The organism is Campylobacter sp. JMF_15 NE4 (genome assembly GCF_027737645.1).
GTDB lineage: Bacteria > Campylobacterota > Campylobacteria > Campylobacterales > Campylobacteraceae > Campylobacter_B.
The window spans coordinates 622,475-645,346 of record NZ_JAOVTY010000001.1; the positions used below are offsets into that span (position 1 = coordinate 622,475).

Sequence of the window (22,872 nt, forward strand, 5' to 3'; positions counted from 1 at the left end):
AAAATATGTGGAATTTACCAAATATATTAGCGATTTTTAGAGTTTTACTAGCACCTTTGTTTTTTTATCTCATTTTGCTTGCTGGCAATGCCGATAGTAGCGGTATGGTTGGCGCGGTGCATGTCAGCTGGATAAACTACTTCGCCGCCCTAACCTTCGTAATCGCCTCCGTGACGGACTTTTTCGACGGATTTATCGCTAGAAGCTGGAATCAAATCACCAAATTTGGCGGTATCATCGATCCTCTGGCTGATAAAATGCTAACCTTGGCTGGATTTTTAGGGCTTATGTATATTGATAGAGCGAGCCCATGGGCTGTGTATCTAATCCTAATCCGCGAGTTTTTTATCACAGGTTTTCGCACGGTTATGGTGAGCGAAAATATCAGCGTCTCAGCCTCAATGGCAGGCAAGGTAAAAACGGTGTCGCAAATGTTTGCCATAGGATTTTTGACTATGCAGTGGAGTGGCGGAAATTTCTTGCTATGGCTCGCAGTAGCACTCACGCTGTATTCGGGACTAGAATACATTTTAGCCTACGCTAAAAATCACAAAAAGAATGCAAAAGCAACGGAGTGATTTTTGAAAAGCATACTTTTAACCATAGGAATTTTGCTTTGTGGATTGTATTTTTACGGGTTACATTTTTTTGTAACGATTTTAGCCATTAGCTTTTTGATATTTTTCCACGAGCTTGGCCATTTTAGCGTTGCACGCCTGCTTGGTGTGGGCGTAAATGTATTTAGCGTGGGCTTTGGCGAGAAAATTTACACCAAACAAATCGGCGCGACACAGTATTGCATAAGCGCAATCCCGCTTGGCGGATATGTCAGCCTAAAAGGTCAAGAGGATTTGGATCCGAGTGCCAAAAATTTCGACCCCGATAGCTACAACGCCAAAGGCCCGCTAGCGCGCATTGCCATACTTGTGGCTGGGCCTGCGTTTAATATAATCTTGGCGTTTTTGATTTACATTAGCCTAGGCTATATCGGCGTAGAGCGTATCGCGCCAATCGTAGGCGCAGTGAGCGAAAACTCAGCCGCACAAAACGCTGGAATCATGGTCGGCGATGAAATTTTATCAATAAATGGCGCGCAAATCAGAGAGTGGGACGATATCTCCAAAAATGTCGTGGCTGGGGATTTAAACCTGCAAATCAAGCGCGCAGGTAAAATCAAAAACCTAAATTTAACCCCAAAAATTGGCGAGAAATTAAACATTTGGCGAGAGCGTATCCAAACCCCGCTAATAGGAATTTCTCCTGGAAAAGAGCCCAAATATATCACACTCTATCACACGGGCGCTAGCTCGCTTGGCTTCGCGCTAGATGAAACAATCCAATCGAGCAAAATCATCTTGGTGGGGCTCGAAAAGCTCGTCTCCGGCGTCGTCTCGCCCAAAGAAATGGGCGGAATCGTCGCTATCACCGATATCACAACCAAGGCCGTAAGCTACGGGGCTTCGGTAGTTTTGCTCCTTGTCGCGCTGATTTCTGTGAATTTGGGCATAATAAATCTCTTCCCAATCCCAGCTCTTGATGGCGGACATATTTTGTTTAACCTAATCGAGCTTGTGTTTCGCCGCCCAGTGCCAGAAAAGGTTTTCGTCGGCGCTAGCTACGCTGGAATCGCGATTTTAGCAATGCTGATGATTTTTACGATAGTAAATGACTTCGCGCGTATGCTAGGATTTTATCAATGAATCTAGCGCAAATTTTAGAGCGCATAGACAGCGCAAAAATTTCATCAGGCGTGCAGAGCGTGCGTCTAATCGCTGTGAGCAAAAATGTAGATACTGACGCGGTGGAAAATCTCTACTCGCAGGGGCAAATCGAATTTGGCGAAAACCGCGTCCAAGAGATGAAGCGAAAATGCGAAATTTTAAGCGACCTGCCCCTAAAATGGCACTTCATCGGCTCGCTGCAAAGTAATAAAATAAATCATCTTTTACCATTACGCCCGTGCTTGTGGCAAAGTTGCAACTCTTATGAGCTTGCGTGCGCCGTGAATAAACGGCTAAATTTCACGCTAGATACGCTTTTGGAGATAAACTCGGCTAACGAAAGTAGCAAAAGCGGGCTTGAAATTTCGCGCGCGATTGATGAGTTTTTGCAGATAAAAGAGAGTTGCAAAAACCTAAATTTATGCGGTGTGATGAGTATCGGCGCGCACTCGGACGACGAGCGCGAAATACAAAAAAGCTTTGAAATTACCTATAAAATTTTTGAAAATCTGCGACCACACGGCGCGCAAATCTGCTCAATGGGCATGAGCGATGACTTCGAACTAGCAATAAAATGCGGGTCAAATATGGTGCGTTTAGGGCGAATTTTGTATCGATGAAAAACGATATCGTAATATTTTTGCTAGGCATTTGCTGTATAGCGTTTCCAGCCCATGATAATTTGTTCATCTGCTTTGAAATTTTGCTTTTTAATATTCTAGCTTGCGCCCTATTTATAGCGATTGCGTATAAATTTCAAATCTTGCAAAAACGCTACTTCGCGTTATTTTTTTTGATTTTGGCAAATCTTGCAACATTGGCGAATATCTGGGGGATGCCGTGGCCTTCTAACGGATACGAAGGCACTATCGTCCGAATCGAGATTTTCAAGGCAATTTCGGTTTTTAACTTTTGGCTAGTTTATGCTGGATTTTGGCTCTTAGCGGTGCCGATTGTCATCTATATATTCTTTTTGGATCTGCTTGGCAGAATTAGCCTAAAAATACTTTCTAGCAAAAAATCTATCCAAAATTCGAATATTTAAAACAAAATTCTGCAAATTTCGCTATCGCAACTTGGGGATACTGCGCCGAAATTTTGCCGAATTTCGCTTTTAAGTGTCATTGCGAGAATTTTTGCTTGCAAAAATTCGAAGCAATCGCAAAAGCAAAAATTATAGGCCGCTAAAATGGCAAAATTCTGCGAAATGCAAAATTTTGCCAAAACTTTTATGCAAATTTTCGATTTTTATCACTAAATTTTCCTTTTAAATTTTCAACCTGACGATTTTAACTAAATTTGCATAAATAGTGAATAAAAGCTAATTTACAGCTATAATTAAATAAAATTCTCTATATAAATTTAGAGGTGTAAATTATGAAAAATTTGGGAAAATTAGAAGAAATAAAAGATTTAAGGGAAATATGGAAACACGAAGAAAAAGATTTTAGCCAATGGTTGGCAAATAAAGAAGAAAATAATATTGAATTGCTAGGAAATGCACTCGGTATTGAAATAGAAGTAGAAGAGCGAGAAAGCAAAATAGGAAATTTTGAATTAGATATACTTGCAAAAGAAATAAATACTGATAGAAAAATTATTATAGAAAATCAATTAACAGAAACAGACCATAAGCATTTAGGACAAATTATAACTTATGCAGCAGGAAAATCAGCAGACATAATTATTTGGATTGTTAAAAAAGCAAGAGACGAGCATAAGGCGGCAATTACTTGGCTAAACGAACATACTGACAAAAATATAGGATTTTTTCTTTGTGAAATCAAATTATACAAAATAGGCAGTTCAGATCCAGCTGTAAAATTTGAAGTTATAGAGCAACCAAATGACTGGTCAAAAATAATGAAAGAACAAGACAATACAATCACTCCAACAGAGCAAGAAAGATACGATTTTTGGGATAAATTTAATGAATTCGCCTTTAATGGAACAAATAAAGAATTTGAAAAAGAATTTAATAAAAGAAGTCCATCGAAAGATCATTGGTTAAATTATGCAATTGGTTCATCAGAATATAATCTTGCAATAGAACAAATTCGTCTAAAACCACAACAAATAAGAGTAAGATTTCACATTAGAGATAATAAAGAAATTTTTGCGAATTTATATAATAAAAAAGATGAAATAGAACAAGAAACTGGGTTTAAATTTGATTGGCAAGAATTACCACAAAAGAAAGCTAGCGGTATAGTTGTAACGAAGAAAATAAATTTTAATGATAAAGATCAAGCCGATACATTCAATTGGATCATGCAAGTCATGTTGAAAATTAAAAAATCTTTTTTGAAATATGTTTAAATTTGCTTTTAAATTTGATTAAATCAAACGCACGGCGTAAATTCGCCGTGCGAATTCGCCAAATTTGGCACTTCGCACGGCAAGTAAATTTACAAAATCTCTTTTCTTAGCTCGCTAGGGGTTTTTGGCGAGATTAGAGCCGGTGCGATGTCAAAAATGGTAAATGCGCCACTCTTGCCATCTTTGTGCAGTCTATACGCCGCTCTTGCGTAAGCCACCAGCACGCTAGCCGTAAATTCAGGGTTTGAATCAAGTTTTAGGCTAAATTCGATTAGGTGTTTTGTCTCGCCATTTTCGCCTGTGCTACCGCTTCTTAGCACGAAGCCACCATGCGGGATTCCGCCGTGTTCGCGTTTTAGTGTTTCAAGGTCGATAAAATGCACGGTCGTATCGTAATCAGCGAAATAATTTGGCATTGTTTTGATTTCGTTTTCGATTTTCGCCTTGTCTGCGCCATCTTCGGCGACCACGAAGCACTCACGCAAATGTTTTTCTCTCGTGCTTAAATTTGGATTTTCTCCGGCTCTGACACTTGCTAACGCACTTTCTATCGGCACTGTGTATTGTCTAGCATCGACTACGCCTTTGATTCGACGGATAGCGTCAGAATGCCCTTGGCTCACGCCTTTGCCCCAAAATGTGTAGCTCTCGCCGCTTTCTAGCACACTCTCGCCCACAAGGCGATTTAGCGAAAATAGACCCGGATCCCAGCCAATAGCGATAATGCCGACATTTCCGCCGCCTTTGGCTGCCTTATCGACATTTGCGAAGTGTTCAGGGATTTTAGCGTGTGTATCGAAACTATCGACAACGCAGAAGTTTTTGGCAAACTCTGGCGTTTGAGTTGGCAAATCAGTCGCCGAACCACCGCAAAGCACCAAAACATCGAATTTGCCTTTGAAATTTAAAATCTCATCTATGCTAAAAACACTCGCGCCGCAGGTTTTCACACTACTTGGCTCACGCCTAGAAAAAACGCCAAAAACTTCCATATCGTTTGTGTTTCGCACGGCTAGTTCGACGCCACGACCTAAATTTCCATAACCTAAAATTCCTACTTTGATTTTACTCATTTTTTATCCTTTTTATTAAATTTTATTTCTGAATTTTGCCTATTTTTGGGCTTTCACGGCACCATTTCAAATCGCCAAAATCGTTTTGAAAAACCAAAAAATATCATAAAATTTCCTATTTTTTAAACATAAAATACACAGCCAAAACTAGGAAAACAAAGCTTATAATGTGGTTTATGCGAAAGGCTTCGCTTTTGAAAATCAGCAGTGCAAACACGCTAAAAACGCTAAGCGTGATGACTTCTTGCATGACTTTGAGCTGCCAAATGTCAAACGAACCGCCGTTGCCGATGTAGCCGTATTTGTTGGCAGGGATTAGCAGACAATACTCGAAAAACGCCACGCACCAGCCAAATAGAATAATCCCAAAAAGCCCGAGGTTGCTAAAAAACGGGATTTTGGTAAATTTCAGGTGCGCATACCACGCAATCGTCATCAAAACATTTGAAAAAATCAGTAAAATTATGGTGTAGTATGGTTTCATTTTATCTGCCTAAATTTTTAATTTTATACTTTTTCGCATTTTTCACTTCACTCCCAAATTTGCAAGTTCCGTGCAAACTTTGTTAAATTGCTCTTTTGCGTTGGCTAGTCCTGTGCGATTTGTTTCGATGACGCTAGCTGGGGCTGAGGCCATAAATTTCTCATTTCCTAGCATATTTTCTAGCTTGTTAATCTCTTTTTCAAGCTTTGTTTTTTGCGAATTTAAGCGATTTATGATAGGGTTTAAATCCACGCCTTCAAGCGCGACAAAGCTTTCTAAATTCGCGCTCACATCACGCACGGCATTTGCCACAGGAGCGCTTACAAACTCGATTTCATCGCACTTGGCAAGGGTTTTGATATAATCTTTTGCTCCGCTTAAATCAAAATTGCTTAGCACAAAAGCCTTTGCGATTTTGGCATTTCCTAAATCAATCGTCGCTTTTGCCCTGCGAATGCTCACAATCGCTTCAATCACGCGCTCAAAAAGCTTTTCGATCCCTTCGTTTTGCGCCGAAGTTTTTGGGTATCTCATCATGGTTACGGATTCTCCGCTCTCCAACGAAGTCCCGCTAAGCTCGTGATATAAATACTCGCTGATAAACGGCATAAATGGACTTAAAAGCTTCAAAGCTTCTTTAAAAATCATACCAAGCTCAGGGATTGCCGATTTGTTAGCCTTACTTAGCTCAATTCCCCAGTCGCAAAATTCGTCCCAGAAAAATTTATATAAATCAGTCGCAGCGTCGTTGAAGCGATATGCGTCGAGATTTGCCCTGACCGAATTTACACACGCCTTAAAACGGCTTAGCATATACTCTCCAAGCTTCGTTTTAACCAAATTTTCGTCCAAATCACCGAATTTAGGCGAATTTAAAAGCAAAAATTTACTTGCGTTGTAAAGTTTATTTACAAAATTTCGATAAATCAAAAGCTTATCATCGCTTAGGCGCAGATCCCGTCCTTGCACGCACAAAACTGTCAGCGTAAATCGCAAAATATCGGCTGAATATTCGTCGATTTTATCGAGCGGATCGACGATATTTTTGCTTGATTTACTCATTTTTTTGCCGTCTTTGTCCTTAACTAGGGCGTGAAGATAGACATCTTTAAACGGCAGTTTGGAAGTAGCGTTTTCGCATTGGAAAAACATTCTTGCAACCCAAAAGAAAAGTATGTCAAAGCCCGTAATCAGCATAGTATTTGGGTAAAACTCTGCTAAATCACTCTCATGCCATTTTTCATCTTTTAACGCGTCGCCGTTGCCCCAGCCAAGTGTCGAAATCGGCCAAAGACCGCTTGAAAACCAAGTATCAAGGACATCTGGGTCTTGCGTAAATTTCGCACTTCCGCATTTTGGGCATTTGCTTGGGCTTTCATTTTCGTCCGCCCACTCATGTCCGCACTCGCAGTAAAACACAGGAATTCGGTGTCCCCACCAAAGCTGACGGCTAATGCACCAGTCTTTTAGCTCTCTCATCCACGCATTGAAACTATTTATCCAATGAGACGGGAAAAACTCAGCCCCGCCGTCATTTACCATTTTTATGGCATTTTTAGCGATGTCTGATTTGACAAACCACTGCTTTGAGATATAGGGCTCGACGACATTTTTACAGCGGTAGCAATACCCGACTTGATTTTCGTAATCTTCGATTTTTTCGATGAAGCCCAGCTCGTCAAGCTTTGCGACGATTTTATCTCTGGCTTCAAGGCGTTCAAGTCCAGCAAATTCGCCACAATATTCGTTTAAAATGCCTTTTTCGTCAAAGATTGTGATAAATTCCAAATCGTGGCGATTGCCGACTTCGTAGTCGTTTTGATCGTGGGCTGGGGTTACTTTTACACAGCCTGTTCCAAAAGCCATATCGACATGCTCGTCGGCGATGATTTTGATTTTTCGCCCTATAATAGGGAGTTCTACAAATTTTCCGATTAAATTTTTATAGCGTTCATCATTTGGATTTACCATTACCGCCGTATCGCCAAAATATGTCTCAGGGCGTGTTGTAGCCACAACTATAAATTTATCTTTTTCGCCGTCCAAATAGTAACGCACATAATAAAGTTTGCCTTTATTTGCCTTGTGTTCGACTTCGACATCGCTTAGAGCGCCGTCGTGAGTGCACCAATTCACCATATAATTTCCACGCACGATTAGACCTTTTTCGTATAAATTTACAAAGGCTTTTCGCACGGCGTTTTTAAGTCCGTCGTCCATAGTAAATCTCTCTCTACTCCACGCAGGACCCACGCCAAGGCGGCGGATTTGGCGAACTATCGTGCCGCCGCTTTGCTCTTTCCATTTCCAAACATGTTTTAAAAACTCTTCCCTGCCGATTTCTTCTTTTTTTATGCCTTTGGCTAGAAGTTCGCGTTCGACGACATTTTGAGTGGCGATTCCTGCGTGATCGAGTCCTGGTTGATACAGTGCTTTGTATCCGTCCATGCGTTTATAACGCGTCATAATGTCTTGCAAGGTGCAAGTAAGAGAGTGTCCTATGTGCAAAACGCCCGTTACATTAGGTGGTGGCATCATAATGCAAAATGTTTTGCCTTTTTCTTGGATATTTTTGTTGCCGTCGATCTCGAAATAACCGCGCTCTTCCCAAATTTTATAAAATTTTTCTTCAACTTCTTTTGGATTGTAAAAATCTGCCATTTTAACTGCCTTTTTATTTGATTTTAAAAACCGATGATTATAGTTAAATTTCACTAAAAACCAGTTAAAATTCGAAATTTTATCGCCGAATTTGCCCTAAATTTGCGATATTTTAAGCAAAATTTTAGTAAAATCAAAGATTTAAAATTTTCCCAGAAAGGTTGCGAATGGATTTTGCTATCGAGCTATTTTTGACGATTACTGCACTTGCAATCGTTCTAAACATAGTTTTCAAAGTCTTTGAAATCCCTAGCATTATCGGATATATCGTCGCTGGCGTGTGCTTCACGCAGATTTATAGCCTCACACGCGATGAGAGTATGTATATGTCGCAAATCGCTGAATTTGGCGTGGTTTTTCTGATGTTTAGCATAGGATTAGAGTTTAGCTTCAAGCACCTAATGAGTATGAAAAAGGATGTCTTTTTCAACGGATTTTTGCAGGTTGCAGGCACTGGGCTGATACTCACTCTCATAATAGATCAAGTTTTGAGCGAAAATATCAAAACAGCCATTATTATCGGTCTTGCGCTCTCTCTAAGTTCTACTGCAATAGTGCTAAAAAGTCTAAATGACTCTGGCGAAATAAATCGCAATCACGGAAGAAAAGTGCTTGGAATTTTGCTTTTCCAAGATTTGGCTGTAATTCCGATTTTGCTGATGATTGATATTTTTGCCTCCACAGATAGCACGCCCGTAAATGAGCTGGTTTTGCGCACAGCCATAAGCGCGGCGATTGTGATTATATCGCTTTTTTTAATCGGCAAATTCCTGCTAAACACCCTGCTAGGCTATGTTACAAAGCTAAATTCCAAAGAAATTTTCATCGCCACGGTTTTATTCGTGGTAATCGGTGCTAGCTTTTTGGCTCATGTGTTTGGATTTAGCTACACGCTGGGCGCATTTATCGCTGGCATGCTGATTGCCGAAACCGAATACAAGCGCGAAATTGCAGCCGGCATGAGTTCGCTCAGAGATATTTTGCTAGGACTATTTTTTATCACAATCGGAATTCAGATTAAATTTGACATTATCGCCAATCATTACGGCGTAATTTTACTAGGAATTATCATTATAATGGCGCTAAAAGCCGGCATTGTCTATGCGATTTTGATTCTTTCTACTCACAAAAGAATCGCGCTCAAATCAGCACTTTCGCTTGCGCAAATCGGCGAATTTGCCCTAGCGATTTTCGCACTTTTAATCTCCAAAAATTTAATAAACAAAGAAAATGCGCAAATTCTAATCGCAATCGTCGTGGCGACTATGATTTTGACACCATTTATCCTAAAAAACCTAAACCGCATCGCAAACCGCTTCGAATCAAATGTCGAAAAACTCGAAGACGAGGTGCATAAGGTCAAAATTTCGCCTATGAAAAACCACTTCGTCATCGTCGGATACGGCAGAGTCGGACAAGAAATACTGCTTAGACTGCGCGATAACGGCCTGCCATATATCGTGGCTGAAAGCGATTTGGAGCTCGTGGATCTTGGCAAATCGCGTGGGGAAAATGTGCATTTTGCAAATATGATGCAAAAAAGCGTCATCGACGAATTTAGCCTACGCCAAGCCTCTGTAATAATCCTAACGCTCACAAACCAAGAAAAACTCGATATCGTTACAAATATGCTAAATAAGGAAAATTTAAGCGCAAAAATCATTGTAATGTATTCAGGGCCGTATCGCAAGGTCGAATTAGAGGGCGAATTCGGCGAGAATTTTATATTTATGAAGGAAGAGCGCATGCTGGCTGGCTCGCTTTTGCAAGAGGCGTTAAGACAAAAATTACAAAGCTAAAATTTGAAAAATTTAAGTAGAATATAGAAAAAATAAAGGAAATTTAGTGATAAAAATCGAAAATTTGCATAAAAGTTTCGGAAAATCCGAAATCATAAAAGGTGTCAGCGCCGAGATCAAAAAAGGCGAAATTTTCGCTATCGTGGGACAAAGTGGCGCAGGCAAAAGCACCCTGCTTCGCTGTATAAATGGGCTAGAAAATTACCAAAGTGGCAGTCTAAAAGTCGCTGGCAAAGAGGTGGCGGATTTAAAAGGCGATGAAGTGCGCGAATTTCGCAAAAATATCGGTATGATTTTTCAACATTTCGCGCTGATGAGCCGAAAAACAGTCGCCGAAAATGTCGCCACTCCGCTTAGGTTTTGGAAATTTGAGGAAGGATATATCAAAGAGCGCGTGGCCGAACTACTCGAACTAGTCGGACTCAAAGATAAAGCAAACGCCTATCCTAGCGAGCTTAGCGGTGGTCAAAAGCAAAGAGTAGCCATTGCTAGGGCATTGGCGCTAAAACCGCAAATTTTACTTAGCGACGAGGCGACCTCAGCGCTTGATCCAAACACCACGACGCAAATTTTAAATTTGCTTAAAGAAATAAACCGCTCGCTTGGCATTACGATAGTTTTGGTAACGCACGAAATGGAGGTCGTCAAAAGCATAGCCAACCGCGCTATGCTCCTAAAACACGGCGTCGTCGTGGGCTCTGGCGATATCGTGGAGCTGTTTTTGCACCCTGATGAGCATATGAAGGAATTCCTAGGCGAAGAGGAAGTGCTACCGCCAAATAATATAAATGTAAGGCTGTTTTTCCCGCCAGATGTCGCGTTTGATAGCATTATCACGCACATGGCGCACGAGCTTGGCATAAATTTTAATATAGTCTGGGGTAAGTTAGAGCGCCTGGATAAAAGCGTCGTGGGCTCGCTCGTGATAAATGTCCTACCAACCCAACTCGAAGCCGTGGAGAAATATATCAGCGAAAAGGGCGTGATTTACGAGGTCGTGGAGAGGAAATAATTTTTCCCAAAAAATTATAATTAAAATAAAAAAAATAAAATCGGCGAAGTCGTTTGAAATTTGACTTCGCCAAGTGAAAATTTGGCAAAGCCTAAGCCCTGCCAAATTTGCCAAATTTAGCGGATTACTAGACCTTGCGGGATACCGTTTCTAATAACCCAAACTAGGACTTTTTTGCCTTTGTAAGCTTTGATATATTTGTTAAAATCATCAATATTTTCGACATCGTTTTGACCGATTTGGATAATTATATCGCCCTTTCTAAACCCATACTCGCTAGCTTTTGAATCCGCTTTTACATTTGTTACGATTGCGCCTTTTAGATCTTTATTTAGCGCATATTTTGAGCGAATTTCATCATCTAGATTTTTAAGGCTTAGCCCCTCTAATGCGCCCTCATCGACATTTGAGCTACCGGCGTTAGATGATTTATCCATACTATCTAGTTTGAGGGTTACTTTTTGGTTTTTGCCGTCGCGCTCGAACTCAATTTCGACCTTGCTACCCGGATTCATCGAGCCGACCAAATTTTTAAGCTCGTTTGCGTTTTTGACAGGTTTGTCATCGACTTTTATAATCAAATCGCCCCTTTTAATGCCCGCTTTATCCGCTGGCAAGCCCTCTTCCACGCTCGAAATCAGCGCACCTTCTTTGCTATTGTAAATCTCTTTTTGCTCTTTTGACATATCGCTAATCGTTACGCCGATATATCCGCGCTCGATTTTGCCGTCACTAATGAGCTTTTTGGCGATATCTTTGACCATATTTGACGGGATTGCAAATCCGATGCCGTTATTTCCGCCACTTCTGCTTAAAATCGCTGAGTTTATACCAATGAGCGCGCCACGGCTATCGACTAACGCACCGCCTGAGTTGCCAGGATTTATCGAAGCGTCTGTTTGGATAAAATTTTCGTATTGATTTAGACCGATATTATTTTTATTTAGCGCAGAGACGATTCCTTGCGTAATCGTGCCACCCACGCCAAATGGATTTCCGATAGCAAACACTATATCGCCCTCCACAGCCTTTGACGAATCAGCAAATTTAATCGCAGATAGCCTTTTTTCCTCGATTTTGATAATCGCCAAATCGGTTTTCGAATCCGTTCCTACGACCTTGGCTTTATACTCTTTGTCATTATCGAGCAGTGTAACTACGATTTCATCGGCGTTTTCGACGACATGGTTATTTGTGACGATATATCCGTCATCTGAGATAATCACGCCAGATCCCAAAGAGCTGACCTCGCGCTCTTGTCTAGGCAGGTTAAAATCGAAAAATTGCTTAAAAAACGGATCGTTAAACATCTCCGCCATTGGGTTGTTTGCGACTTTGTGTTTTGATTTGGTCGAGATATTTACGACAGATTTTTTCGCCTCGGCAATCGAGCTGTGGTATGAGAGAACGACATCCTTGCTAAACTCAGGATTTACACGATCAAATTTCGCGCCAGCCTCGCTGATATCGATATTCGCGCCAAAAAGCGAAGCGCTAAGTGCCAAAGATAGCAAAATGGTTTTTTTCATTTAAATTCCTTTTGAATAAAATTTTCGTGCAATTATAAATTTCTAGGGCTAATATTTGTTTAATGTAATTACAAGATTTATAAACAAAATATATTAAACTTGATTGACATAGACTAAACTTTTATGATATAATCAATATAAAATTTAAGAAAAAAAGGAAGGAAAAATGGCAAATTCTAGCCTTTATGAGACTCTCGGCATTAGCAAATCAGCTAGTGCTGACGAGATTAAAAAAGCCTATCGCAGGCTTGCTAGAAAGTATCACCCAGATATCAACAAAGACCCCGGCGCAGAGGAAAAATTCAAAGAAATCAATGCAGCGTATGAAATTTTAAGCGATGAGAAAAAACGCGCTCAGTATGACCAATACGGCGATTCTATGTTTGGCGGTCAAAATTTCCACGATTTCGCCAAGGGTTCGGCTGGCATGGGCGATTTAAACGACATTTTAAACAGCATTTTTGGCGGTTTTTCTGGCGCGAAGGGCTCACGCGGGGGCTTTGATTTTGGTGGCGGGTTTAATCCGTTTGGATTCGGTGCTGGGTTTAGCGGCGGATTTGGCGCGGATTTAGACAAGCACAGCGCGATCGAAATCCCCTTCGACACCGCGATAAATGGCGGAGAAATGAGTATAAATTTAGGCGGAGAAAATGTGAAATTCAAAATCCCAGCAGGAATCAACACAGGCGAGAAACTGCGCATTAGGGGCAAAGGCAACTCAAACGGCGAGCAAAGCGGGGATTTGATTTTGGAGATTAAAATTTCGCCAAGCGCTGAGTATGAGCGCAACGGCGATGATTTGAGCAAAAAAATCGATGTCCCGCTAAAAACTGCGCTTTTTGGTGGCAAAATCGAGGTCGCCACACCCAAAAAAACAGCCACGATTAAAATCAGCAAAAACACCAAAAACGGCCAAAAATACCGCCTCAAAGGCTATGGCGTGCAAAACCACAAAACCAAAATTTTAGGCGACCTCTACGCCGTAGTAAATATCGTCTTGCCAGACGCCGATAGCCTAAGCGACGAGGTTCGCGAGGCATTAGAAAGCTTATAAGGAGAGAATATGCACGATTATGACGAGCCGGTTTATCTAATCTCAATCGTAGCCAAGGTGCTAGATATCCACCCTCAAACCCTGCGCCAATACGAGCGCGAGGGGCTAGTCAAGCCGGGCAGGACGGATGGCAAAATGAGGCTGTATTCGGCGCGCGATATGGATAAAATCCGTATGATAGTAAATCTCACAAAGGAGCTCGGCGTGAATTTAGCGGGCGTGGATGTGATTTTTAGACTGCAAGATCAAATCAGCGAATACGAAAAAGAGATCGAAATTTTGCGTGGGAAAATTTTAGAACTCGGCGGGGAGATTTGAAATTTATAAATTTTATTCAGTAAATAATCAAAATAACCCAGTGCATAATCCACTTGTTATTTTTAATCCAAATAGTTGGAAAAGCAAAGATTATGGCGGTTGGAGTGGTATTCCTATTTTATACGAACATATTTGGAGCCCAGATTATAAAAATATTATAAATAACATAAAGGATAAAAATGAATAAAATTTATTTTATTGCTACTATCTGTTTTGTTTTTTTTGGATGTGCCAATCCTTTTAATAACAAATTTTTATTTGAATACAATAATAGATTTTTGAGTAAATGTGGCGGTAAATATTTTAGCCAAATTACAATAAATGAAAAAACTTTGTATAAACTTAAAGAATACAAGAAAGTTTATATAAAACAAAATAGCGATTTTAAAATCGCTAGTAATGATTTGTCTTTTATTGGCATAGCTAAAATTATTCCTATCCAAACTTGTGATGATATATGGTGCAAAATTTATTATCCTTGTGGCGATACGGAATATTTTGTAAAAAAAGGCGACCTTGAAATACCAACATATATTAGAATAACCAAAGACACTTGGAATAAAGATGATATACAGAAAATTATAGAAAATGATAAATTTTTAGGTTTAAGAAATGACTAAATTTATAAATTTATTTTTAATAATATCGCTGGTATTATCAAATTTACAAGCAAATTTGATATATTTAAACCTAACAAATACTAGTTTAATAAAGGCTAGAATTTAGGTTTAATGGTGTTTTTAGGAATTCAAATCTCAAAAATATAAAAAATCGCATCGCGACTGTATTTAAAGATATCACAAAAGGCTCATAAAATTTTCTAAATTTTAAAATTTATCTAAATCAAACCGGTGCGCGGGGTGCGCACCGATAATAGAAGAATTGCTTTTAAAGGATTATTAATCCATTTGTTTGCGTAAAAATGTCGGCTCCTCTAACTCATCATAAGTTTCATCGCCGTTGAAATCGCCACTAGCTACTTTTTGTTTAGCGAAAAATGAGCTTCTAGCGCATTTTTCTAGGATAGCTTGTCTGCTATCAGCGACGCTTTGTTTAGTTACTTGCTTTTTTTCAGCGGCGCTCTTTTCGAAGCCAGTAGCTATCAGAGTTACCTCTACGCGGTTGTTTTCGATACTATCATCTGTTGTCGTTCCAAAGATTATATCTGCGTCCTCGCTGACAGCCTCTCTGATGATATTCATAGCGCACTCGATTTCGATAAGCGAGCAATCAGGTGAAATTTTGAAATGAACCAAAACGCCTTGTGCGCCGTTGATTGAAACATTATCAAGTAGCGGTGATTGAATAGCTGCTTTTATCGCTTCCTCTGCTGCGTCCTCGCCGTCGCATACACCTGTGCCCATTAGCGCCATACCGCGGTGTTGCATTACCTTGCGAACATCAGCGTAATCCACATTCATATCGCTATCGCCTGATTCTAAAATCACAGAAATCATACCATTTACAGCTTGGGCTAGGACATTATCGACCTTTTTGTAAGCCTCTTTGATACCTGTTTTTTTATCAATGATTTTCAATAAATTTTGATTTGGGATTACGATTACAGAATCGCACTCTTTTTTAAGCTCTTCCAAGCCCTCTTGCGCTAGGCGCATGCGTTTTTTACCCTCGAAATCAAACGGAGTTGTAACGATACCGATTGTTAGGGCCTTTTTCTCCTTAGCAGCTTTTGCTACGATTGGAGCCGCACCAGTGCCTGTGCCACCGCCAAAACCAGAGCCTACAAAGACCATATCAGCGTAATCTAGGCGATCTTTTAGATCCTCATAGCTCTCCTCAGCAGCGCCACGACCCATAGTAGGATCCATACCACAACCAAGCCCTCTGGTTAAATTTGGTCCAAGCTGAATTCTAGTTTTTGCGATTGATTTTTCTAGTGCTTGAACATCTGTGTTAGCTACCATAAGCTCGACATCAGCCTTAGTAAAGCCCTCTCTAATCATGTGATTAATCATATTGCAACCGCCGCCGCCGACGCCGATTACTTTCATTTTGGCGCCATAAACACCTTTGTTTTCTTCCACAATAAATCCTTTCATTGCAATCTCCTCTATTAAATTTAAAAGCTATTTTTAATAAATGTCATAAATTTTTCCAACATATTTGGCTTCTTTTTCTCTGGAAGCCCAATGCCCAGCCCGCCGTTATTTGCCATAGTGTTAGTGTTAGTAACACTGCTTTTTACCTCTTCTGTTTCTATCGCTTGCGTTACTTCTTTTTCATAGTATGTCGAACTCTCTCTGCTCGTAGAGATTTTTATAGTTTCGTCTTTGTAACGAAGCTCGCCGTTAGAATCAATCTCATACGGCGTAAAATCTCCAAATCCATACATACAAAGTCCAACCGCACAAGCATTAGCGCTATCATAAGAAATCTCAGAAAGCCCACTAACGCTCTTTGGTCTAGCTACTCTAACAGATATGTTATCAAAAACCATAGTGCCTAGATCTCTAACATCATCTAGCTTAGCCATACCGCCAGTGATGACTACGCCAGCACCAAGCCTGTCTTTGTAGCCACTTTTATCTATTTTATCGGCTAAAAGATCGAAAATTTCCTTAACTCTTGCTAATATTACTTGCGAAATAATTTCAAGGGAAATCAACTTGCTCTCATCTTCCCTTTCACCCATGATAGGCAAATTTACCTCGCTGTCGCCCTCGTTTATCAAATCATTATATGTGATTTTTATATTTTCTGCATAAGGTAGCGGTGTGTGAAGCGCGCGAGAAAGGTCGTTAGTGATGTTATTCGAACCTAACATAACCACATCGTTATAACGCAACGAATTGCCTAGGTGAATAACCACATCGCAAGTCGCTCCACCCATATCGATAAGCACTACGCCTAACTCTTTTTCATCTTTTGTTAGCGTAGAAATAGATGAGGCATAGCCAGATAAGACTATATTGCTAACCTTTACCCCTGCCATTTCTACTGATTTTTTCAAATTTTGGATTGAGCTTTTTGGAGCGATTATGATATGAACCGATACTTCTAGCCTCGATCCACTCATGCCAAGAGGATCTTCTATATGCTCTTGCTCGTCGATTTTGAAATCATAAGGAAGCACATGCAAAATAGTATAGTCGTTCGGGACATTGGCTTGCGCTTGGGCTACCTTCATAGCGCGATCTATCTCGTGGATACCGATCTCACGCTCCATAGTGATTACGCCACGCGATTTGACACTTTTGGCATACGAACCAGATATCGAAACCACCGCTCTATCGTAGTTGCGACCAGCACTTTTGATAGCGCCTTTTACAGCTTGTTTGATTGAGCTAGCAGCCTGCTCGATGTTAGTAATCACACCCTTTTTTATACCTAAGGTATCAGCTACACCTACTCCGCTAATGCTCAACTCGCCGTCATTTTTGGCTATTAAAGCACGAATTTTGTTAGACCCGATGTCTAAGCCTAAGATATACTCACTCACTATCTCTACCTTTATAATATCTTTCGAGTTTATAACGCTTTTCAAGAAGTTTTAACAAATCGCCTTGAAGATTTGAATTTATCATACCGTCGATTCTTTGCGCTACCATGGATTTGTTTTCGTTTATGCTAGTATCATCGCCTAAGCTTTGTTCTGTGATTTTATAGACCAAAGCCTTATCGTCAAAAAGCACAACGCCCTCTTTGGCAGGTTTAGAAAACATTTCGCTGATAAATTTATAAAATTCATCATCTCTAAGCGAAGTTGTATTTTGTGAATTTAGCGTAAATTTGCCAAATTGGGTTCCTTTGAAATCTTTAAGTGCGTTTTGCGCATTTTCGTTTAAAACCTCGCTAGCCCTAACCACGCGGTAATCAGCCGCCGCTAACTCTTTTGCCTCTTCGAAACTAAGAGGTTTTGGCTCGTCTATGCTATCGATTTTTACGATTAAATTTCCGTCATTGTAAGCAAAAGGTTTTAAAATTTCACCTACCTTAGCCTCTCCAAGCTCATCCACAGGAAATGTGCTAGGCGTGGCGATAATGGTTTCATTGGTATCGGCTTCGCCTTTTTTGATTTCCAAATATTTTTTTAGCGCTGTTTTTTTGGCTTGATCGACGCTAAAATCCTTTATCACGCTATCTTTTGCTGCGGCGAAATCTAACACCTTATCATCGCTTCCACGATACGCCGAGCGATTTTCGTTATAAAATTTTTCCAGCTCAGCGTCGCTAGCCTCTGCTGTTTTAGTCGGCATAAAGTATGTGCTAAGGGTGTATTTTTTCTCACTCATATAGTGATCTTTTTGCCCCTCCCAAAATTTCTTTAACTCATCGTCGCTAAAACTAACATTATCATCAGCGTAAATCATCTGCGCTTGCACGCTATCTTGCACCAAACCAGAGGCCGTGATAGCCTCGACGATATCCATATTTGGCACGACTTTTATCGCGTCGCTAAGCTTTTCTAGCGTGATTGCTTTTTGTAAATTTCGCTCAAATTCTTTTTTGGTAAGACCTGAATTTTTGACGCTGTTATCGTATAAAGTCTGATTAAAAACGCCATTTTCTTGGAAGGCTGGCGCATTTACCACAAACTGGGCCACATCTTTTTCCGTAGCCCTTAACCCCAAATCGTTAGCGAAATTTAAAAAATATGCCTCTTTAATAAGCTCGTTTGCAGCGATTTCGTCTAGGTGCATTTGATCGGCTTGCTCCCTAGTAAATCTGCCATCACTCATGCTATAAAGACGATTGTAAAGCTCAGAATATTTCGTATTTAGTTCTTGGTTAGTAACAGAAATGTGTCCTACCTTGGCGATAGAACCAGCTCTGTTTGCGTTCATATCATACGCGCCCCAGCCCACAAAACCAGCACCGACGAAAGCTATCGTGCTAATCCAGATAGTAGGTATGAGCGACTTTTTATGCTTTTGCATCCAATTGATCATAAATTATTTCCCTTTAATCAACTAACAAAATGTGTTAGTATTATACAGATAAAAACCTTATGTAACACTGAAAAATAGGCATTTTTGTCATTTTATAACGCGTTAGTAACATTTTTTTACAAAAAAGTTAATTATGGTTGAGTAAAAGCATTTTGCAACTATTTTCCAAAACCGCGATTTTTTTCGCAAGGCTCTGTGCGCTTCTAGCATACGCAAACACGCCATATCCCCTAACCACGATGATATCACTATTTTCGCTCATCATATAATTGTAAATTTCGTGCGGTGCCCTATCGTGCCAATCATCGTAATTTTTCGGATCGTAAATTTCAAGCCGTTTGATGATAGTCGCACCATAATAATCGCGCGGTATGATAAAGTCGTGTTCTAAGGTATATGCAAGCAAATACGGCGGCATAGCGTAAGCAACGAATTTTGCTTCTTTAATATTTTTATATATATTTAAATGTATATCACTATCTATACTCGCCTCTTCCCAGCGATAGTCCTTTTTGGCAAACAACGCCACGAAATCGTCCAAGCCTAGGCTGTCAAAAATGGCATTTTTTTTGTTGATAATGAATTGATTATCCTTAACTTTGGCTGAAATCGAGCCGTGAAAAATGCCAAAAAGCTCCTTTCTAAACATCGAAAGCGAAATTCTACGCAAAATTTCGTAATAATACTCGTCCATTTTTTACCTTTTACCTAAAAAATGCGCTATTATACTAAACTAGAAATTTTAAAAGGATTAAGTTTGCAAATTCCTCATATTCCAGTTTTATTTAACGAAACACTTAGCGCATTTTCGGATACCCAGGGCGGATACATACTTGATTGCACCCTAGGATACGCAGGACATAGCCAAGGTATCTTGCAAAGCCTACCAAATGTCCATTTAATCGCATGCGATAGGGATAGCGAGGCGATAAATTTTTCAAGTAAAAGGCTAGAAAATTTCAAAGATCGCGTGCAAATCCATAAGGCAAAATTTAGCGAAATTTTAAAAATTTTGCCAGATGAAAAAATAAAAAACATAAGGGGAATTTTAGCCGATATCGGCGTTTCATCGCTTCAAATCGACAAAAACGAGCGGGGTTTTGGGCTAGGAAGCGACGAGCTAGATATGCGTATGGACAGCTCCTGCTCAAAAGACGCGAAGTTTATAGTAAATAATTATACAAAAGATGAGCTTGCACGGATTTTGCGCGAATATGGCGAGCTACCAAACGCATATCAAATCGCTGAAAAAATTATCCAAGCACGCAAACTCTCACCTATTACGAGCGCAAAAGATTTGGCGCAAATCATTGGCACTAAACCCGCCAAAAACAGAAGCGTAAGCCCAGCAATCCTCGCATTTCAGGCAATCAGAATAGAGGTAAATAACGAACTTGGCGAGCTTGGCGAGCTTTTAAATTTAATCGAACAAAAAGCAAAAAATAAAGTCTTAACTAATGCAAAAATTGCTATAATCTCCTTTCACTCGCTCGAAGATCGTATCGTAAAAACGCGTTTTAAAGAGTGGGAAAAAGCGTGTATTTGCCCAGAATTTGCACTAAAATGTGAGTGTGGAGCTAACCACAATCTAGGCAAAATCATAAGCAAAAAGCCAATCACCGCTAGCAGTGAAGAGCTAGCACAAAATTCTCGCGCAAGTAGTGCGAAGCTGAGAATTTTTCAGATAAAATAGCCAAATTTAGACTATTTTAGTAAAATTTTATTAAAAATTATAAGCAAAATTTTGTGTAAAATATTATGCTAAATTTTACTTATAATTTTTCGAATTTTGAAAATTTTAAAATTTAAATGGAGAAAATTTTGAATAACGAATATGATTTTATCATAAATAATTCCGTCCCAAACAGGACCAAATCCACGCCCAAGACGAGCGAATATATCAGCGACGAACAAAACCAAATTTTACAAAACTACCAAACCACAAATTTCAAAGAGGTAAATTTATCCTTGAACAAACTTTTGATGACCTATTTGATAATGATGTTCGTGTTTTTGCTAACCGTGCCGGCGATTTTTATCCGAAACGAGATTTACTACATTTCGCGCGACATCGCAGAGCTTCGCACCAAACACGAGGTCCTACTCGAAGAAAACCGCGCGCTTAAAAACAATATCGAGTTTTTGCGCTTCAAAAAAGAGATCATCGATGCCGTCAATCTCGATGACCAACCAAACTAACGCCCATTTTGGCTAACTAACGCACTAACTAACAAAAAATTTATGTGATTAATTTTAAATTTATTTCGCTACCGCAAGTTTGAAACACTGCCCCGAAATTTTGATTTGCCATTTTGAGAAGCTGTTTTACTAGGCGTGCAATCCAGAAAAATTCCATAACCTTTAATCTGTCATTGCGAGCAATTAAAATTGTTTGATTTGTCATTGCGAGAATTTTGCGTTAGCAAAATTCGTGGCAATCTACGAGCTAAAATCACCGAACGATAAATTCGCACAATTTATAAAATTCCGTAAATTTCAAAATTTTAGCAAACAAACTGACCCTAAATTTTACACTCGTAGATTGCTTCGCTTCGCTCGCAATGACAAATGTGGCGCAAAATTTAAACAGAAAACATACTTTAAATTTTACCGAATTGCTTCGTCGCTATAAAAAACAACTTCTCGCAGTGATAGCAAATTTGCGAACTCTAAATTTTAAACTCATAGATTGCTTCGCTTCGCTCGTAATGACAAATTCAACTACATTTACTACTATTATTGTGGAAATTTTGCAAAAATAAATGAAAGGCGTGGCTATAAGCCGAGTTCTGTCTGTGCGGTCATTTATCTACACTGGTTTTTGCAAACCAGTTCTAGCGAATAGTATCTCATAAGACCTTACCTTCTATTCTTGCTGCGAGTTGGGTTTGCACTGCCGCCCATGTCTCCATGCGCGCGGTGGGCTCTTACCCCGCCCTTTCACCCTTACCATAGCGCGAACGCTATGGCGGTTTGCTTTCTGTTGCACTTTCCCTATGGTTTCCCACGGCGTCCGTTAGACGCAACTCTGTCTTATTGCAGCTCGGACTTTCCTCTTGTTTATCACAAGCGACCGCTCGCCACGCCGAAGCGCAATTATAGCCTTTTATGCTTAAATTTTATTTCTTAACCTAAAAATGCTAATATTAGATTTTCACTACAAAAGGATAGCAAATGAACAATTTATTAAAAAAACTCTCATACTTACACAGAGCAGAAATACAAAGGGCAATAGACGCATTTGGACTAGACCACCCTGCCACCGCTGACGCTTACGATGATATAGGCATGAGTAACAAAAAATCTGGGAATTACAATAATGCCTTAGCATGCTTTGAAATGGCACTTAATATACGAAAAGAAATCCTTGACAAGCCTCGCTCAGGCTCAAACATAATCTCTCATATTTACCTAGCAAGTATCGCCCACTCTTATATTCACCTAGCAGAGTGCTATACTGATCTAGGAAATAGTGAAAAAGCGCTTGAATACTACGATAGCGCTATAAAATACGGATTAAAAGCGCTTGAAGCGCAGCAGGGAAACCCTAAAAAAGATGATTTACAAATCGCAAATACTTATGATTTTCTAGGAGCGGCTTATTCACTCACCAAAGATTTTGATAATGCCATAAAATATAAACTAAAAGCTCTTGATTTGCAAGAGATGATTTTAGATAAGAACGATAGGGATATTATAGAATCTTGTTTTTCATTAGCGGTGGATTATTCTCGGATAAAAGATAATGACAATGTGATAAAATACTGCCAAAAAGTGCTTCAAATGCAAAATGACATATCAGATAAAGATAATAAACTTAGCGGTGCAACTTATGAGATTTTAGCGCAATCATATCTTATAGCAAATGAGTATAGCAAAGCCTTGCAAAGCTGCGAAAAAGCCCTAAATATATATGAGAGTTTAGGCGATATCGATAGCGCAAATTTCATAAAACAACTCATAGCTGAAATAAAACAAAAGCTGTAATTTTC

21 protein-coding genes and 1 other RNA gene are annotated in these 22,872 nt (G+C 39.7%); 13 read left to right on the forward strand and 9 right to left on the reverse strand.

Annotated features, from left to right (window positions below; all coding sequences use genetic code 11):
* Positions 1–5: 5 nt before the first annotated feature.
* From pgsA to OFN98_RS03205, 5 genes are all read left to right on the forward strand, one after another.
* Positions 6–578 (forward strand): CDP-diacylglycerol--glycerol-3-phosphate 3-phosphatidyltransferase, encoded by a 573-nt coding sequence (pgsA, locus tag OFN98_RS03185; RefSeq protein WP_270859450.1) that lies wholly within the window; start codon positions 6–8, stop codon positions 576–578.
* Between the two features lie 3 nt (positions 579–581).
* On the forward strand, positions 582–1,700 hold the full coding sequence (gene rseP, locus OFN98_RS03190; RefSeq protein ID WP_270874604.1) for an RIP metalloprotease RseP: 1,119 nt from the start codon (positions 582–584) through the stop codon (positions 1,698–1,700).
* Entirely contained in the window at positions 1,697–2,341 is a 645-nt protein-coding gene (locus OFN98_RS03195; RefSeq protein ID WP_270874603.1) for a YggS family pyridoxal phosphate-dependent enzyme, read from the forward strand. Before rseP ends, OFN98_RS03195 begins: the two co-directional genes overlap by 4 nt.
* Positions 2,338–2,766, forward strand: a complete 429-nt coding sequence (locus OFN98_RS03200) for a hypothetical protein (protein WP_270862413.1) — start codon at positions 2,338–2,340, stop codon at positions 2,764–2,766. Before OFN98_RS03195 ends, OFN98_RS03200 begins: the two co-directional genes overlap by 4 nt.
* A 332-nt stretch (positions 2,767–3,098) precedes the next feature.
* Positions 3,099–4,040, forward strand: coding sequence for a DUF4268 domain-containing protein (locus OFN98_RS03205; protein WP_270874602.1), 942 nt, complete (start codon positions 3,099–3,101; stop codon positions 4,038–4,040).
* An 89-nt stretch (positions 4,041–4,129) separates the two neighbouring features.
* Here the strand turns inward: OFN98_RS03205 and OFN98_RS03210 are convergent, their stop codons facing one another.
* The 3 genes from OFN98_RS03210 to OFN98_RS03220 form a co-directional block, all read right to left on the reverse strand.
* A complete protein-coding gene (locus OFN98_RS03210; protein ID WP_270874601.1) occupies positions 4,130–5,113 on the reverse strand; it encodes a diaminopimelate dehydrogenase in 984 nt (327 codons plus the stop codon).
* A 115-nt stretch (positions 5,114–5,228) separates the two neighbouring features.
* Positions 5,229–5,597: a DMT family protein gene (locus OFN98_RS03215; protein WP_270859445.1), complete on the reverse strand. Its 369-nt coding sequence runs from the start codon at positions 5,595–5,597 to the stop codon at positions 5,229–5,231.
* 42 nt (positions 5,598–5,639) lie between these two features.
* Entirely contained in the window at positions 5,640–8,258 is a 2,619-nt protein-coding gene (locus OFN98_RS03220) for a valine--tRNA ligase (protein ID WP_270874600.1), read from the reverse strand.
* 167 nt (positions 8,259–8,425) lie between these two features.
* On the opposite strand from OFN98_RS03220, the gene OFN98_RS03225 reads away from it, so the two are divergent.
* A complete protein-coding gene (locus tag OFN98_RS03225) occupies positions 8,426–10,057 on the forward strand; it encodes a cation:proton antiporter domain-containing protein (RefSeq protein WP_270874599.1) in 1,632 nt (543 codons plus the stop codon).
* 46 nt (positions 10,058–10,103) lie between these two features.
* Complete coding sequence (locus OFN98_RS03230) at positions 10,104–11,069, forward strand: methionine ABC transporter ATP-binding protein (protein ID WP_270874598.1); 966 nt, start codon at positions 10,104–10,106, stop codon at positions 11,067–11,069.
* 116 nt (positions 11,070–11,185) lie between these two features.
* Here the strand turns inward: OFN98_RS03230 and OFN98_RS03235 are convergent, their stop codons facing one another.
* Entirely contained in the window at positions 11,186–12,598 is a 1,413-nt protein-coding gene (locus tag OFN98_RS03235) for a DegQ family serine endoprotease (protein ID WP_270862406.1), read from the reverse strand.
* 166 nt (positions 12,599–12,764) lie between these two features.
* Between OFN98_RS03235 and OFN98_RS03240 the strand changes: the two genes are divergently transcribed.
* From OFN98_RS03240 to OFN98_RS03250, 3 genes are all read left to right on the forward strand, one after another.
* On the forward strand, positions 12,765–13,652 hold the full coding sequence (locus OFN98_RS03240; protein ID WP_270874597.1) for a DnaJ C-terminal domain-containing protein: 888 nt from the start codon (positions 12,765–12,767) through the stop codon (positions 13,650–13,652).
* Positions 13,653–13,661: 9 nt separating this feature from the next.
* Entirely contained in the window at positions 13,662–13,970 is a 309-nt protein-coding gene (locus tag OFN98_RS03245; RefSeq protein WP_270866408.1) for a heat shock protein transcriptional repressor HspR, read from the forward strand.
* Positions 13,971–14,149: 179 nt separating this feature from the next.
* Entirely contained in the window at positions 14,150–14,590 is a 441-nt protein-coding gene (locus OFN98_RS03250) for a hypothetical protein (protein WP_270874596.1), read from the forward strand.
* Between the two features lie 279 nt (positions 14,591–14,869).
* On the opposite strand, the gene ftsZ is transcribed toward OFN98_RS03250, so the two are convergent.
* The 4 genes from ftsZ to OFN98_RS03270 all read right to left on the reverse strand — a co-directional run bounded on the left by ftsZ (position 14,870) and on the right by OFN98_RS03270 (position 19,574).
* Positions 14,870–16,030 (reverse strand): cell division protein FtsZ, encoded by a 1,161-nt coding sequence (gene ftsZ / locus OFN98_RS03255; protein ID WP_270876600.1) that lies wholly within the window; start codon positions 16,028–16,030, stop codon positions 14,870–14,872.
* A 20-nt stretch (positions 16,031–16,050) separates the two neighbouring features.
* Complete coding sequence (ftsA, locus tag OFN98_RS03260; RefSeq protein ID WP_270874595.1) at positions 16,051–17,430, reverse strand: cell division protein FtsA; 1,380 nt, start codon at positions 17,428–17,430, stop codon at positions 16,051–16,053.
* The gene (locus OFN98_RS03265; RefSeq protein WP_270874594.1) at positions 17,423–18,880 is read right to left on the reverse strand and encodes a peptidylprolyl isomerase; all 1,458 of its coding nucleotides are present in this window, start codon (positions 18,878–18,880) and stop codon (positions 17,423–17,425) included. The genes ftsA and OFN98_RS03265 overlap by 8 nt, the downstream gene beginning before the upstream one ends.
* A 127-nt stretch (positions 18,881–19,007) precedes the next feature.
* Positions 19,008–19,574, reverse strand: a complete 567-nt coding sequence (locus tag OFN98_RS03270; RefSeq protein ID WP_270859434.1) for a class II aldolase and adducin N-terminal domain-containing protein — start codon at positions 19,572–19,574, stop codon at positions 19,008–19,010.
* Positions 19,575–19,637: 63 nt separating this feature from the next.
* Here OFN98_RS03270 and rsmH point away from each other — a divergent pair, with 63 nt between their 5' ends.
* Both rsmH and OFN98_RS03280 read left to right on the forward strand, forming a co-directional pair.
* Positions 19,638–20,573 carry a 16S rRNA (cytosine(1402)-N(4))-methyltransferase RsmH gene (gene rsmH / locus OFN98_RS03275; protein ID WP_270874593.1) on the forward strand — a complete coding sequence of 312 codons (936 nt, stop codon included), beginning with the start codon at positions 19,638–19,640 and terminating at the stop codon, positions 20,571–20,573.
* A gap of 128 nt (positions 20,574–20,701) precedes the next feature.
* Complete coding sequence (locus tag OFN98_RS03280; protein WP_270874592.1) at positions 20,702–21,079, forward strand: hypothetical protein; 378 nt, start codon at positions 20,702–20,704, stop codon at positions 21,077–21,079.
* Between the two features lie 563 nt (positions 21,080–21,642).
* Here OFN98_RS03280 and rnpB read toward each other — a convergent pair.
* Positions 21,643–21,969: RNase P RNA component class A (gene rnpB, locus OFN98_RS03285), an RNA gene on the reverse strand.
* Between the two features lie 85 nt (positions 21,970–22,054).
* Between rnpB and OFN98_RS03290 the strand changes: the two genes are divergently transcribed.
* Complete coding sequence (locus tag OFN98_RS03290; protein WP_270874591.1) at positions 22,055–22,867, forward strand: tetratricopeptide repeat protein; 813 nt, start codon at positions 22,055–22,057, stop codon at positions 22,865–22,867.
* Positions 22,868–22,872: the final 5 nt, after the last annotated feature.